11 protein-coding genes and 1 riboswitch are annotated in these 12,778 nt (G+C 62.0%); of the genes, 4 read left to right on the top strand and 7 right to left on the bottom strand.

Annotation, left to right across the window (positions count from 1 at the left end):
• Positions 1-6: 6 nt before the first annotated feature.
• Positions 7-618, bottom strand: a complete 612-nt coding sequence (gene imuA, locus MUM_RS0117785) for a translesion DNA synthesis-associated protein ImuA (RefSeq protein ID WP_010172186.1) — start codon at positions 616-618, stop codon at positions 7-9.
• Positions 618-1,235 carry a transcriptional repressor LexA gene (lexA, locus tag MUM_RS0117790; RefSeq protein WP_029615976.1) on the bottom strand — a complete coding sequence of 206 codons (618 nt, stop codon included), beginning with the start codon at positions 1,233-1,235 and terminating at the stop codon, positions 618-620. Before lexA ends, imuA begins: the two co-directional genes overlap by 1 nt.
• A gap of 102 nt (positions 1,236-1,337) precedes the next feature.
• Positions 1,338-1,544: riboswitch (cobalamin riboswitch) on the top strand.
• Positions 1,545-1,638: 94 nt separating this feature from the next.
• Here lexA and MUM_RS0117795 point away from each other — a divergent pair.
• The 4 genes from MUM_RS0117795 (at position 1,639) to dkgB (ending at position 5,860) form a co-directional block, all read left to right on the top strand.
• Positions 1,639-3,573 carry a TonB-dependent receptor plug domain-containing protein gene (locus MUM_RS0117795; RefSeq protein WP_010172190.1) on the top strand — a complete coding sequence of 645 codons (1,935 nt, stop codon included), beginning with the start codon at positions 1,639-1,641 and terminating at the stop codon, positions 3,571-3,573.
• Positions 3,573-3,917, top strand: a complete 345-nt coding sequence (locus MUM_RS0117800; protein WP_032881958.1) for a (2Fe-2S) ferredoxin domain-containing protein — start codon at positions 3,573-3,575, stop codon at positions 3,915-3,917. The genes MUM_RS0117795 and MUM_RS0117800 overlap by 1 nt, the downstream gene beginning before the upstream one ends.
• Complete coding sequence (locus MUM_RS0117805; protein ID WP_010172194.1) at positions 3,914-4,840, top strand: ABC transporter substrate-binding protein; 927 nt, start codon at positions 3,914-3,916, stop codon at positions 4,838-4,840. The genes MUM_RS0117800 and MUM_RS0117805 overlap by 4 nt, the downstream gene beginning before the upstream one ends.
• Before the next feature lie 216 nt (positions 4,841-5,056).
• Positions 5,057-5,860, top strand: a complete 804-nt coding sequence (gene dkgB / locus MUM_RS0117810; RefSeq protein WP_010172196.1) for a 2,5-didehydrogluconate reductase DkgB — start codon at positions 5,057-5,059, stop codon at positions 5,858-5,860.
• On the opposite strand, the gene MUM_RS0117815 is transcribed toward dkgB, so the two are convergent.
• The 5 genes from MUM_RS0117815 to MUM_RS0117835 form a co-directional block, all read right to left on the bottom strand.
• On the bottom strand, positions 5,857-9,489 hold the full coding sequence (locus MUM_RS0117815; protein WP_029615977.1) for a transporter substrate-binding domain-containing protein: 3,633 nt from the start codon (positions 9,487-9,489) through the stop codon (positions 5,857-5,859). The two genes, dkgB and MUM_RS0117815, sit on opposite strands and share 4 nt — an antisense overlap.
• 1 nt (position 9,490) lies before the next feature.
• A complete protein-coding gene (locus MUM_RS0117820) occupies positions 9,491-10,117 on the bottom strand; it encodes a response regulator transcription factor (protein WP_010172201.1) in 627 nt (208 codons plus the stop codon).
• Positions 10,118-10,408: 291 nt separating this feature from the next.
• Complete coding sequence (locus MUM_RS0117825) at positions 10,409-11,125, bottom strand: MgtC/SapB family protein (protein ID WP_010172203.1); 717 nt, start codon at positions 11,123-11,125, stop codon at positions 10,409-10,411.
• Between the two features lie 561 nt (positions 11,126-11,686).
• Positions 11,687-12,289 carry a GNAT family N-acetyltransferase gene (locus MUM_RS0117830; protein ID WP_010172205.1) on the bottom strand — a complete coding sequence of 201 codons (603 nt, stop codon included), beginning with the start codon at positions 12,287-12,289 and terminating at the stop codon, positions 11,687-11,689.
• Positions 12,290-12,301: 12 nt separating this feature from the next.
• Entirely contained in the window at positions 12,302-12,643 is a 342-nt protein-coding gene (locus MUM_RS0117835) for an FKBP-type peptidyl-prolyl cis-trans isomerase (RefSeq protein WP_010172207.1), read from the bottom strand.
• Positions 12,644-12,778 lie beyond the last annotated feature (135 nt).

Genomic DNA, 12,778 nt, shown 5'->3' on the forward strand with positions numbered 1-12,778 from the left:
CCAACCTCAGTGCCCAAGCGCAATGGGCGCGGGATGGGCCAGGCCGCCCCGGCACTTGAGCACCCGCACCTGCGCCGGGCGGGCCTCCACCGCCAGGCGCAAGGCGGCCGGTGACGGGTTGATGGCCTCGTTCAAGGAGCGCCAGGCGAAGGCCAGGGTCTGGCCGGTTTCCGCCGCCACCTGCAAGCGGCGCAAGGCGCGGTCATCGGCCTTGCGCGGCCAGCACAGCACCGCGCCACAACTGCCGGAACGCAGGCATTGCTCCACCGCCCACAAGGCGTCGCGCTCATCGGCCTGGATCACCGAAAGCTGGCGCACATCCACCCCGGCGTTTTGCCAGGCGTGGGGGTACGGCGTGTAAGGCGGCGCCACCAGCACGATGCGCTCGCCAGCCGCCGACAAGCGCGCCAGGGTCGGCCACACCAGTTGCAACTCACCCACGCCCTCCTTCGCCATCAGGATTTCGCTCAACGCCGCTTCCGGCCAGCCACCGCTGGGCAGCACCGCATCCAGGGCCGCAAGCCCGGTGGGATGCACGCTGGCAGGCGGCGCCGCGGGCCGGCCTTTCCAGACCCGACCGCCATTGAACAGCGAGTCCAGTGCAACGACGGCGCCCATCAGCCTTGCCTCACCAAACCGCAGAACACCCCTTCGATGGCCAGGTCCTGATCGGGCTGCACCACGATGGGTTGATAGGCGGGGTTGCGCGGCAGCAGGCGCACGCGCTCGCCCACGTGTTCAAAACGCTTGATGGTGACTTCACCGTCCAGGCGCGCCACCACGATCTGCCCGTTCAAGGCCTCGGCACTGCGGCGCACGCCCACCAGGTCGCCATCGAGGATGCCGTCTTCGATCATCGAATCGCCCTGCACCCGCAGCAGGTAATCCGGGGTTTTCGCGAACAGGGCCGGGTCGAGCAGCAGGCGATTGTGAACCTCGGCATCGGCGCCGATGGGCAGGCCGGCGGCCACCCGGCCAAGCACCGGGATGTCCAGCAGCTCAGGCCGCGCCGGCTGATTGAGCAGGCGAATGCCACGGGCCTGGTTCGGGTTGACCTCGATAAAGCCGCCCTCGGTCAGCGCCACCACATGCTTGCGCGCCACACTGCGGGAGGCAAAGCCGAACGCCTCGGCGATCTCCGCGAGGCTGGGGGACTGGCCTTGCTGCGCGATGCGGTCGCGGATAAAGGTCAGGATGGCGGTACGGCGGGGAGTTAAGTTTGTCATGGAGTACATTTGTACTCCTGTGGGAAATTTCCTGCAATATCCGTCAGTCGCTTCCCACTCCGCCACCGGAAAAGCCCCCCGCCAAGTTGACGAACGGTCTTCCGAATGTTCAGATGCCGGCCTGTTTCAGGTGCCTCATGCCGCCGTGCATGGGGTGAAACGGGAAACCGGTGCCGCTCTTTCCGAGCCAGTCCGGTGCTGCCCCCGCAACGGTAGACGCGTGATCCCTTCGACACACCACTGTGGCCAGCGCGCCATGGGAAGGTGAAGGTGTCCATACGCGTGAGCCCGGAGACCGGCCTGGAATGCTGTTTGGCAAAATCCTGCGGTGGGCGGGCATGGGCCGGTATTGGCGTGTGCTCGGTGCCTACTCGTGCGTGCTTTTCGCGAAAGATACTTTTCCGAGAAGACTATGATTCGACCTTTCAAGACTCCCGTGCCCAGCCTGTTGTTCGGCTGCCTGTTCAGCCCCCTGCTGCTGGCCGACGACAACCCCCTCGAACTCAAGCCACTCAACGTTTCCGCGCCGTCGGTGGAGTCCACCACCGTGGCCGACATGGCCCAGTACGGCAGTAAGGTCGAGATCGTCACCCGCGAACAGATTGAACGCGCCGGCCCCGCTGCCGATGTCTCGCGCGTGATGCAGATGTTCATTCCCGGCCTGTACGTGGCGCCCAAGAACGGCCCGTTCGACTACGGCACCTATTCCCTGCTGGGCGGGCGCAACGATGACACGTTGATCCTTCTGGACGGCGTGCGCCTGAACAACCGGCTGTACGGCGGCCTGTACCTGGACACCCTGCCCGCCAACGCCATCGAGCGCATCGAAGTGCTCAAGGGCGGCCAGAGCCTGCTGTTCGGCACCCAGGCGGTGTCGGGGGTGATCAATATCGTCACCCGCAGCCCGCAAACCCGCGAGGCGTCCGGCGAAGTGAACCTGGGCGCGGACACCTTCGGCGGCACCACCGGCGATGCCCGGGTCGAGAAGATTTTCAACAACGGGTTTGGCGACCTCGGCTTGCTGGCCTACGTCAGCCGCAACGTCTCCGAGGGCTACCAGCCGTTTCGCAACCGCGACCTGAAAAACGTCACCGACAAAAAGCGCTCCTACGAAGTCACCACCTTTGGCACCAAGGCGATCCAGTCGTTTGGCGATGACACGCGCCTGGAGCTGTTTTACCAGTACGCCGACGCCAACCTGGATTTCGCCCGCCCGGTGGACAACCGCAAGACCACCAACGACCGCGTGCAACAGATCGCCACGGCGACCTTTGAGCAAAGCCTCAACGAGCGCCTGAGCTACTTCGTCAAAGGCCATATCAACGACTGGGACACACGCTACACCCGCATCAACAATGTCGTAGGCGGCGGCACCGTGGTCAAGAATCACGACGACTACTGGGGCTTCACCGACTGGGGCGTGCAGGCCGAAGGCAAGGCCATATTGCCGGGCGAGCACGTGCTGGTATTCGGTTCCGACAACCAGTGGTTCAAGGGCCAGGACGATGTATTGATCATCGACGACAACAAGGCCCAGGCCCACGCGCTGTACACCCAATTGCGGCCGAACATCGAGGCCCTGCCGAACTGGCACCCGAGCATCGGCGTACGCCATGAAGCCATGAGCGGCGGCGACAGCGCCACCGTCGGCATGCTCACTTCGCTCTACGATCTCAACGACAACTGGGCCCTGCGCGGCCAATACGGCACCGCCTACAAGCTGCCGAACGCCGAGCAACTGTTCGTCAACGAAGATGATGAAAAAGGCAATCGCAACCTCAAGCCCGAGAAGAGCCGCAACGCCGAGCTGGGCGTCGACTACAAGGGCAGCCTGTTTGCCCGGGACTTCAGCGCCAGTGTCACGCTGTTCAAACGCAAGATCACCGACCTGATCACCCAGGACGATATCCAGTGGGTCAACGGCCAGGGCCAGATCCAGATGCGCGGTTTCGAGGCCGACGCCACGCTGCAACTCAACGCGCAATGGAGCGTGCAGGCCGACATGACCCGCAACCTCACCGAGTCCCGTGCCGGGGTCACCATCAACGACATCCCCGGGTTCTTCGCCCGCTCGCGGGTCGGCTATGAATCGGTGGATCGTATGTGGGGCGCCGGCACGGCCGTGCGCTACATCGGCGATATCGTCAGCTCGAAAAAGGTCGAGTACGGCAACTACACCGTGGTCGACGCCGACGCCTATCGCTACCTCGACAACGCCCACCAGCACCGCGTCAGCCTGCTGGTAGAGAACCTGCTGGACCGCGACTACGTCACCAGCCGCGCCAGCAACGTCGACAACCTCGGACGGCCGTTCACCTCCGAAGTCCGCTACACGTACCGCTTCTGATGAGTACGCCAGTGGAAACTCACCCGGACTGGTCCCACGTGCCTGACCACGCCCGTCACGTGTTCCTGTGCACCGGCCCGCGCTGTACCCAGCGTGGCGCCCTGCAACTGTGGAAAACCCTGCGCCGCCACCTGCTGGCACACGACCGCATCGAAAAACCCGGCGGCGTATTGCTGACCCGCACCCACTGCCAGTTCCCGTGCAACCTGGGGCCGATTGTGACGGTGTACCCGGACACCTGCTGGTACGGCGTGCACACCCACGCCGATGTGCAGCGACTGGTGGAAGTGCACCTGGTGGGCGGCGAGGTCGTCGAGGATCTGCTGATCAAGGAGCGCCCATGAGAGCCCCCTGGCTGCTGTTGGGCGCCCTGCTCTGCGCCGCGCCGGTGTGGGCCGACAGTTATCGCAACTGCAACCAGACCTGGGCCGCCGAACACGCTGCACCCTCGCGCATCCTGGCCCTCAACCAGCATGCTGCCGACCTGTTGTTGGCGCTGGACGTTGGCCCGGCGTTGGTGGGCGTGGCGTATCTGGATGACAACGGTGCGGCCCACCCACGTGGTGAGTACTTCGATGTACCGGTGATCGCACCCAAGTACCCGTCCAGCGAAGTGCTCTATGCGCAAAAACCGGATTTGGTGGTCGGTGGTTTTGCCACGGCGTTCGGCACCGGCGTCACTTCCCGTACTGGCCTGGCCGGCAACGGGGTGGCGTCGTACTTGCTCGAATCGGCGTGCGACGGGCACTCACTGGATTACTTCGGGCATATCCGCAACGACCTGTTCACTCTTGGCGCGCTGGTGCACAAACAGCACCGGGCACGTGAGTTGAGCGATGCCATGGACGCTGACCTGGCCCGTGCCCAGGCGCTGATTGGCGAGGGTAAACCGCTGTCGGTATTTTACCTGGACAGTGAAGTCAACGGCCTGGACAGCGAAGGCCGGCGAGGCTTCGTCACCACGCTGGTGGCGGCTGCCGGGGCGCGCAATGTGTTTGCCGGGGTCAACCAATACCGCGTCACCGTGAGCAGTGAAACCCTGCTGATGAGCGACCCGGATGTGATTTTGCTGGCAGACGCGGTGTGGTCGCCGGCCAGCAGGAAGCGCCAGTTGTTGACCAATGACCCGGTGTTGTCGCGTCTGCGGGCAGTGCGGGAGAACCGGATGATCGATATTCCGTTTACCCATTTGGTGCCTACCGTGAGCAGCGGCCGGGTGGTGTTGGAGCTGGCGAGGCAATTCAAAAAACTGGCTGAACTTCCGTAGGAGCTGGCTTGCCGGCGATGGCATCCCCTCGGTGTATCTGAAAGACCGGGTCGCCTGCATCGCCGGCAAGCCAGCGCCTACATCGGGCCGTGTTTGCTTTTGCTCTTCACCACTCATGACTTTTGGTAAAGAGTCCTTTTCGGATTCAGCGGTTTTTCTGAAGGAACGAGGAGCCGATACTCGACTCCATTGTTCACATCACTTCAGGAGTCACCCATGTCCATTCCCGCATTCGGCCTCGGCACGTTCCGCCTGCAAGGCCAGGTCGTCATAGACTCCGTCAGCACCGGCCTGGAGCTGGGCTACCGTGTCATCGACACCGCGCAAATCTACGAAAACGAAGCCGATGTCGGCCAGGCCATTGCCGACAGCGGCATCCCACGGGACGAGCTGTTTATCACCAGCAAAATCTGGATCGCCAACTTCGCCGAAGGCCAGTTGATTCCCAGCCTCAAGGAAAGCCTGCGCAAACTCCAGACCGATTACCTGGACCTGACCCTGATCCACTGGCCATCGCCGGAAGACCAGGTGCCGGTCGCCGAATTCATGGGCCAGTTGCTGGAAGCCAAGCGCCAGGGCCTGACCCGGCAGATCGGCATTTCCAACTTCACCGTCGACCTGATGAAGCAGGCAATTGCCGCCGTCGGTGCCGAGCATATCGCGACCAACCAGATCGAATTGCACCCGTACCTGCAAAACCGCACGGTGGTGGATTTTGCCAAGGCCCAGGGCATCCAGATCACCTCCTACATGACCCTGGCCTACGGCGAAGTGCTGAAAGACCCGGTGATCCAGCAGATCGCCGACCGTCATCACGCCACCCCGGCGCAAGTGACCCTGGCCTGGGCCATGCAACTGGGCTATGCGGTGATTCCATCGTCGACCAAACGCGCCAACCTTGCCAGCAACCTCAAGGCGCTGGACCTGACCTTGACTGACGCCGACATGGCGCAGATCGCAGGCCTGGAGCGCGGCCATCGCCTGACCAGCCCCAAAGGCATCGCGCCGAACTGGGACTAAACCCCGGGCGGGTTGCAATAGAGCGATAGCGTGTGATGCAACTGCCCCAGCGCGTCGTCCACAGCGGCGACAGCGCCGGCCAGTTCGTCATGGGCCTGTCGCTCGCAGGCCTTCTCCAGTTGCTCACAGCAGTCCATCAGGGCCTGGGCCGTGACCATCCTTGCGCCACCCTTGGTGCGATGGGCGAGGTCATGCAGGCGGGCAAAGTCTGCGGTCTTTTGTAATGTCGCCAGTTGCCCGTGATCCGCCTCAAGGCTGTCGAGCAGCGGCACCAGCAGTTCTTTGACCGCGTCGATATCGCCCCCGGTCAATTTCTCCAGATGGCTCAAGTCCACACCCGATAACGCCTCACCCGGGGCCACCGAAGGCGTCGCCGTGCGCGACGCCAGGGCCGCGTGCAAATCCTCTAACCCGGTGGGTTTGAACAGGCAGCCGTCCATGCCGGCCTGGCGGCAACGCTCGACCTCCTCCGGTTGAGCATTAGCGGTAAACCCCAGCAGCAGGCACGGCGCCAGACCGCGCTCGCGCTCCAGGGTGCGGATATCCCGTGCCAGTTCGTAGCCGTCCTTGAACGGCATGTTGCAGTCGGTAATCACCCCGTCAAACTGCCCCGACAACCAGCGCTCAAGCCCCTCGACGCCATCTTCGGCGGTGGTGATTCGATGCCCCAGAAAACTCAACTGCCGGGCCAGCAGTAAGCGGTTGGCGGGGTAGTCATCCACCACCAGAATGCTCAGCGCGTTGGCCGGAGGGGTTTCCAGGGCAATGGAGACGGCCGGCATCAACGCCGGGTCGGCGACCGCCAGTGCCAGGGTGACGTCCACCCGCGTGCCCTGCCCCAGCAGGCTGCTCAACTGCAACTGGCCACCCATCATCTCGCACAGGTTGCGGCTGATGACCAGGCCCAGGCCCGAGCCACTGCGCGCCGATTGCGCGGTGTTGCTGCCCTGGATAAACGGGTTGAACAGGCGTTTCTGGTCTTCGACACTGATGCCGATGCCGGTGTCTTCCACCCACAGCCTGAGGTTCAGGTACCCGTTGGCAATCGCCGAGGAGCCGGAAGCGCCCAGCTTCACCTGGCCCTGGGGGGTGAACTTGATGGCGTTGCTCAGCAGGTTCGACACCACCTGCTTGAAACGCATCGGGTCCACCAGCACATATCGATCAATCAGCGGGTCGAGTTCCACCTGCAATACCAACCCCTTGGCCCGCGCCAGGCCATCGAACACCCGCGCCACAGACGTCAGTAACTCATGCAGGTTCGACGACTCCATGGCCAGGGACAGGTGGCCTGACTCAATGCGTGCGATATCGAGGATATCGCCGATCAACTCCAGCATGCCCCGCGACGCATCGGCGGCCACCTCCAGCGCATCGTGGTCGGCCCGCCCCTGTTCGGCGGCCTTCAAGGCCAGTTCGAGCATGCCGATCACAGCGTTCATGGGCGTGCGTATCTCATGGCTCATGGTTGCTAGGAAGGTGGTCTTGGCACGGTTGGCAGCGTCGGCGTCCTCCTTGGCCTCCTGCAGCTGGCCCAGCAGGTGTTGCCTCTCGCTGACATCCACCCAGCCGGCGATCATGCCCACCACCTGCTCATCACCGTCGCGGTACGGCAGCATCCAGTGGTAAATCGTCAGGGCCGTGCCACCCGGCACCTTGAGCACGCGGTCGTGAATCTGCGGCTCGCCCCGCTCCATCAACCGCAGGTAGTCCTCATGAAACGACTGCGCCTGAGGGCGGTTGCCGGTGTCGGTCTCGACCACCGTTTTGCCCACCACGTCCTCCAGCTTGAAACCGAACACATCAAGATAAGCACTGTTGCATGCCATCAACCGTCCCAGGCGATCACGCACGTAAATCGGATGGGGCGTGCCATCGATCAACGCGCTCATAAACCGCATCTGGTCACTCAGCGCACGCTCGGCCTGGGCCCGCTTGCGTATCAGGCGGCGCAGATAAATTGCCCAGCCCAGGGTGATCAGCAGCAGCAACGCCGCCAGGCCGAAGCCCTGGATAATCGCGTTACGGTGGCGCAACCAGTAGCTGTCCTCAATCACGACTTCACTGCGCCAGTGGCCAGTCAAATCATCCATTTCCTGTGGCGTGATGCTCAGCAGCGCCTTGTCGAGGATCGAATACAGCTCCAATTGGCTGCGGTTGACACCAAATGCGATGCGGGCCGGTTCGGAGCCGATGGTGCTGGTCACCCGTAACCGGTCACGGTACTCGCGGGCGATGATGTAGCGCGCACCGATCAACGTAATGACGGCGGCATCGGCACTGCCGTTGGCCACCAGCGCCATGCTCTGTTCGGGGTTCTCGGCGGGCACAAACTTGATGGTGGGATAGTCCCGGGCGATGCTTTCCTGTTGGCTATTGCCACCCAGCAATGCCAGGCGCCTGCCGGCCATGTCTTCCAGGGTGAGCGGGTTGCCGGCGTCGGTACGACTGACCAGTACATACGGGTTGATCAGGTAAGGTCGGGTAATGCGCACCTTGTCGGCGTGCTCATTGCCGGGGGTCACGACTGCAATCATGTCCGCTGCGCCCGCGCTGACCTTGTCAAGCTGCTGGGGCAATGAGGTGCCGGCGACCACGTCGAATTTCAACCCGGTGCGCAAGCTGATGCGGGCCAATACCTCGGCGCTCAGGCCTTCAAACTCGGCCTGTTTGCCGAGAAATGAAATGGGCAGGAACTTGTCGAGCACCGCCACCTTTATCCGCGGGTGCCGCTCCAGCCAACGCTGCTCACTGGCACTCAAGCGCAGCCGGTCCGACCCCAGGACCCCTAGATTGCCGGCACTCCAGCGCCGCAGGATTTCCATCTGCTCACTGGCCGGAATGACGGCCAGTGCGCCATTGACGATACGCAGCAGGCGGGTGTTGTCCCGGGCAAATGCGAAGCCGAACGGGTTGACTTCCAGTGACGAGAAGTCAGCCATCCGAACGTTGTTCAAGTGGTTGCGGTTGATCAGGTAATTGGTGCTGATGGCGTCGCCCAGGTAGACATCTGCCTGGCCGAACGCCACGGCACCGATGGCCTCGAAACTCGATGGGAACAGCTCTATCCGGGCATGGGGGTAAAACGCCTGGACCGCATCCGGCTGCATATAGTGATAGAACATCGCCACACGCTTGCCGGCGAGGTCTGCACTCAGGGATTGGCTGTCGCCGGAACGGGTGACCAGGGTGGGTTGATCCATGGCGTAGGAGCGCGACAGCACAAGCTGCGGGTCAGCCGCTTCGTAACCGTTGGCCGACCCCACAAAGTCCACCTCGCCGCGCTTGAGCGCAGTGATGACCGCATCGCGATTGTCGTAGCGACGCACTTCGATCCTGACGTTCAACGCATCGCCGATCAGCGCCGTGTAATCCGCCGTGATCCCTTCAAGCTCATCGTTGCTGCTCAACTCAAACGGCGCGTAATCGGGCCCCGAGATCCCCATCAACAAGCGGCGGCGCTCGCGTAACCAGCGCCAGTCAGCTTCATCCAGCGCGGCTGCCGGGGTTTCGAGGAGAGAGTGCCCCAACAGCAACAGGGGCCGAGGCTCACCCAGGGCCGGGCTATGTATACAGAGCAAGCCCAGCCATACGCTTGCACTGAGCCACAGGACCCGGAGTGTGGTCATTTCAGATCAAGTGATTGCGCTGGGCGAACTTGGATAAATGCACCACCGACGACATTCTCAGCTTCTCCTTCAGGCGGGTTTTATAGGTGCTGATGGTCTTGTGGCTGAGCAGCATGTCTTCGGCGATTTCCTTGTTGCCCAGCCCCAGCGCGAGCTTCTGCAGCACGGTCAACTCGCGGTCGGAAAGCTCCGCCACCAGGTCCTGTTCAGTGGACTGTAAATCGTCCCGGCGCACCGAGCTGGTGGGCAAGCTGGGAAAGCAGCTGTAGTTGGACATCACAGCCTTGATCGCTTTTTGCAGCTCATCCAGCTCGCCGGTCTTGGCGACAAACCCCATCGCACCGGCGCGCATGCAACGGGTGGAAAAAAACACCGCAAGGTAGGACGTCAGCACCAGGATTTTGCAGGGCAGGCCCAGCGCCTTGATCCGGCTGATCACCTCCAGGCCACCCAACTTCGGCATGGCCAGGTCGAGGATGATCAGTTCAGGGCGCTCCTCCCTGGCAATCTGCATGGCGTCGGCGCCGTTACCGGCCTCGTAGATCGTATCGAAACCTTCCTGTTTCAACAGAAACCGCACGGTGGCGCGGATAAATGGATGGTCATCCACGATTAAAGCTTTGCTCATAGGGCTCCCCTGGGAGGATTCAGTACCGTTACACATCACACGGGACCTATCTACCTGTGAGAAATACCAGTTCCGACGAACGGAGCTGAACATTCCTACAAACAAAAGCGGGTCCCTTCACTTGAAAAACGCCTGGCCATGGGTAGCGGCACCTGCGTGCCTGGCTAGTCGCAAGCGCGCAACCTTACCAATGGAATGACGCAACAACTGAAGGGATAGTCCTAGGCTTATGTAGGACTTTTCCTCACTAGAAGCATAGTAAACAGCCGGCTCCCTGGGAGCAGAAGCGGCCTAGTCGGTGGTACTCGGGCTCCAGAACGCCTGTACCACCAGGGTCGAGGTGGAAATACGCGCCACCAGGGCGTCCAGTTCATCACCGTCCACCGAGGTCACGGCCAGCGTCGCCTCGATTTCCACCTCTTCAGGACCAAAGGGACGCACGTCCACATCGCTGGCCGGGTAGTTGCAACGTGCAAGTTCGGCTTCGAGCAAGGCCAATACCGCCTTTTGCTGGGTACGCCGGGCCACCACGTACAGAATGTTGGTCACCTCGGCCGACACCACGTCCAATGGCTGGCGGTTGATGTTATTGACGATCGGTCGCAGCAAGGTATTGGCCGCCAGCACAAACAGTGTGCCCAGCAGCGCTTCCAGGATCAGGTCGGCACCGGCACAGGCGCCCACCGCCGCCGAGGCCCAGAGCGTAGCAGCGGTATTGAGCCCGCGCACATTGCCTTCTTCCCGCATGATCACGCCGGCACCGAGAAAACCGATGCCCGAGACCACGTAGGCCACGACCCGCACCGCCCCTTCGGCGCCGCCCAGGCGGTTGGCCATGTCGACGAAAATCGCCGCCCCCACCGCCACCAGCACGTTGGTGCGCAAGCCCGCCGTGCGCTGGCGGTACTGGCGTTCGAAACCAATCAGCCCACCGAGAATGAAGGCCGCAGTGAGGCTGACCAGCGTGTCGACCAGCGAGTTGAGGTTGATGTTGTTGATTGCTTGCATAGGCGTCTTCCCTATTCTTTACGAGCCAAACTTGCGGATATAGAAACCTTCAGCGTCTGGGTCAGCAGACAGGCGCGTCCGTAGTACCGCGATGCAAGGCATCACGTACCGTCAAGTGTCGATGAGAGGGAATTCGGGATCGGGCCAGGACAGGCCGCCACCGGGATGCCGCTTCTCGCTGTTGGGCGAGACAACGGCATCGGAAAAATGCGCGTTATCTTGCCAAGTATGTGCCGGTTATCGAGACCGGCCGACGACTGTCACTCGAACAAGTACCCACTGAGGGTCTCCGCTATTGATGAAAACGCGCGAAGCTTACGCTGTGATTTCAGGAGAGTAAACCGTAGGAAAATTTACCCAATGGGTTTGGGGAGGTTCTTCAGGGAGGGTTCAGGTGGGTCTTCAAGCAAAGATATTGAACATGGCACCAATGAAATGTGGGAGCTGGCTTGCCTGCGATGGCGGAGTGTCAGCCAGCCAATTCATCACTGAACCACCGCCATCGCAGGCAAGCCAGCTCCCACACTGGAGGTGTACACCTGAAAATTCCGGGTGGACTGTCTATATCGCCCCGGGTCGATCACGGGCGACCAGCGACAGGTACTCGTCAACCTGCCCTCCCTCCAGCAGCTTCACCTGAATGGAAACCCGATTCACCTGCCGCCCCATCTCTATCCCATCCCGGGTACGCACCTGAACATACCCAAGCCTGGGCCAAAATCGCTCGGCCTTGGCATTCCCTACCACCACCGTCAGCCGCAACCAGCGCGCCCCAAGGCTCACCACCCAGTCCTGGAAATCCGCATGTAACTGGTGCGCAAACCCGCTGCCGTGCAACGGCGTGGCCACCAACAACAGCCCGATATGCCACACCCCGACCGCCAGCAGATCAGACGCCACATTCACCACCGCCACCAGTTGCCCTTCGGCATCGCGATAGCCAATCCAGTACATCCGCGTGTAGCTCCAGGTATCAGGCAACTGAAGCGTCAACTCATCCCGTGCCTCAGTGGGCGTGGCAGGTTCACCATTCACTGCAAGGAAATACTCCGGCGCCGCCTCGAAAAAGCGCTGCAGCTCGGCCTCATCCTCAAGGGTCAGCTCCACCACCCGAATGCCCGCTATCGAACTGCGCGGCAACTCCACTGTTTCAACAACCTCCATGTTCATCGCTCCTCAATCATCCCGTGTGAGTACTTCCAGCAACTCGATCTCAAACCGCAGATTGCTGTTGGGCGTGATATGCGCGCCCATCGACCGCTCACCGTAAGCCAGGTGCGCCGGCACAAACAACGTGCGAATGCCGCCAACTTTCATGCCCATCAGGCCTTGGTCCCAGCCTTTGATAACGCGCCCGGTACCGATCACGCATTGAAACGGCTTGCCGCGCTCCCAGGAGGAATCGAACACCGTGCCGTCTTCGAGGGTGCCGGTGTATTGGGTGGTGATCAGGGCGCCTTTGACCACGGCTTTGCCGTCGCCGAGGCGGATGTCGGTGATTTGCAGTTCGTTGCTCATGGTGTTTTCTCGTTGTGTGTAACGGACGTTTTCCCAGAGCCGGTCACGCTTGGCAAGCTCGGTATTAGGATTGCATACCGGCCGAACTATATCGTTCTGCGTGCGTTTAAAACACTTTTCGGGCTTAACCCACAC

The organism is Pseudomonas sp. PAMC 25886 (assembly GCF_000242655.1).
GTDB lineage: Bacteria > Pseudomonadota > Gammaproteobacteria > Pseudomonadales > Pseudomonadaceae > Aquipseudomonas.

Coding starts and splice junctions, on each gene's coding strand:
- MUM_RS0117805 (WP_010172194.1), top strand. CDS start 3,914: ATGAGAGCCCCCTGGCTGCTGTTGGGCGCCCTGCTCTGCGCCGCGCCG.
- MUM_RS0117825 (WP_010172203.1), bottom strand. CDS start 11,125: ATGCAAGCAATCAACAACATCAACCTCAACTCGCTGGTCGACACGCTG.
- MUM_RS0117835 (WP_010172207.1), bottom strand. CDS start 12,643: ATGAGCAACGAACTGCAAATCACCGACATCCGCCTCGGCGACGGCAAA.
- MUM_RS0117795 (WP_010172190.1), top strand. CDS start 1,639: ATGATTCGACCTTTCAAGACTCCCGTGCCCAGCCTGTTGTTCGGCTGC.
- imuA (WP_010172186.1), bottom strand. CDS start 618: ATGGGCGCCGTCGTTGCACTGGACTCGCTGTTCAATGGCGGTCGGGTC.
- MUM_RS0117815 (WP_029615977.1), bottom strand. CDS start 9,489: ATGACCACACTCCGGGTCCTGTGGCTCAGTGCAAGCGTATGGCTGGGC.
- lexA (WP_029615976.1), bottom strand. CDS start 1,235: ATGTACTCCATGACAAACTTAACTCCCCGCCGTACCGCCATCCTGACC.
- MUM_RS0117830 (WP_010172205.1), bottom strand. CDS start 12,289: ATGGAGGTTGTTGAAACAGTGGAGTTGCCGCGCAGTTCGATAGCGGGC.
- dkgB (WP_010172196.1), top strand. CDS start 5,057: ATGTCCATTCCCGCATTCGGCCTCGGCACGTTCCGCCTGCAAGGCCAG.
- MUM_RS0117800 (WP_032881958.1), top strand. CDS start 3,573: ATGAGTACGCCAGTGGAAACTCACCCGGACTGGTCCCACGTGCCTGAC.
- MUM_RS0117820 (WP_010172201.1), bottom strand. CDS start 10,117: ATGAGCAAAGCTTTAATCGTGGATGACCATCCATTTATCCGCGCCACC.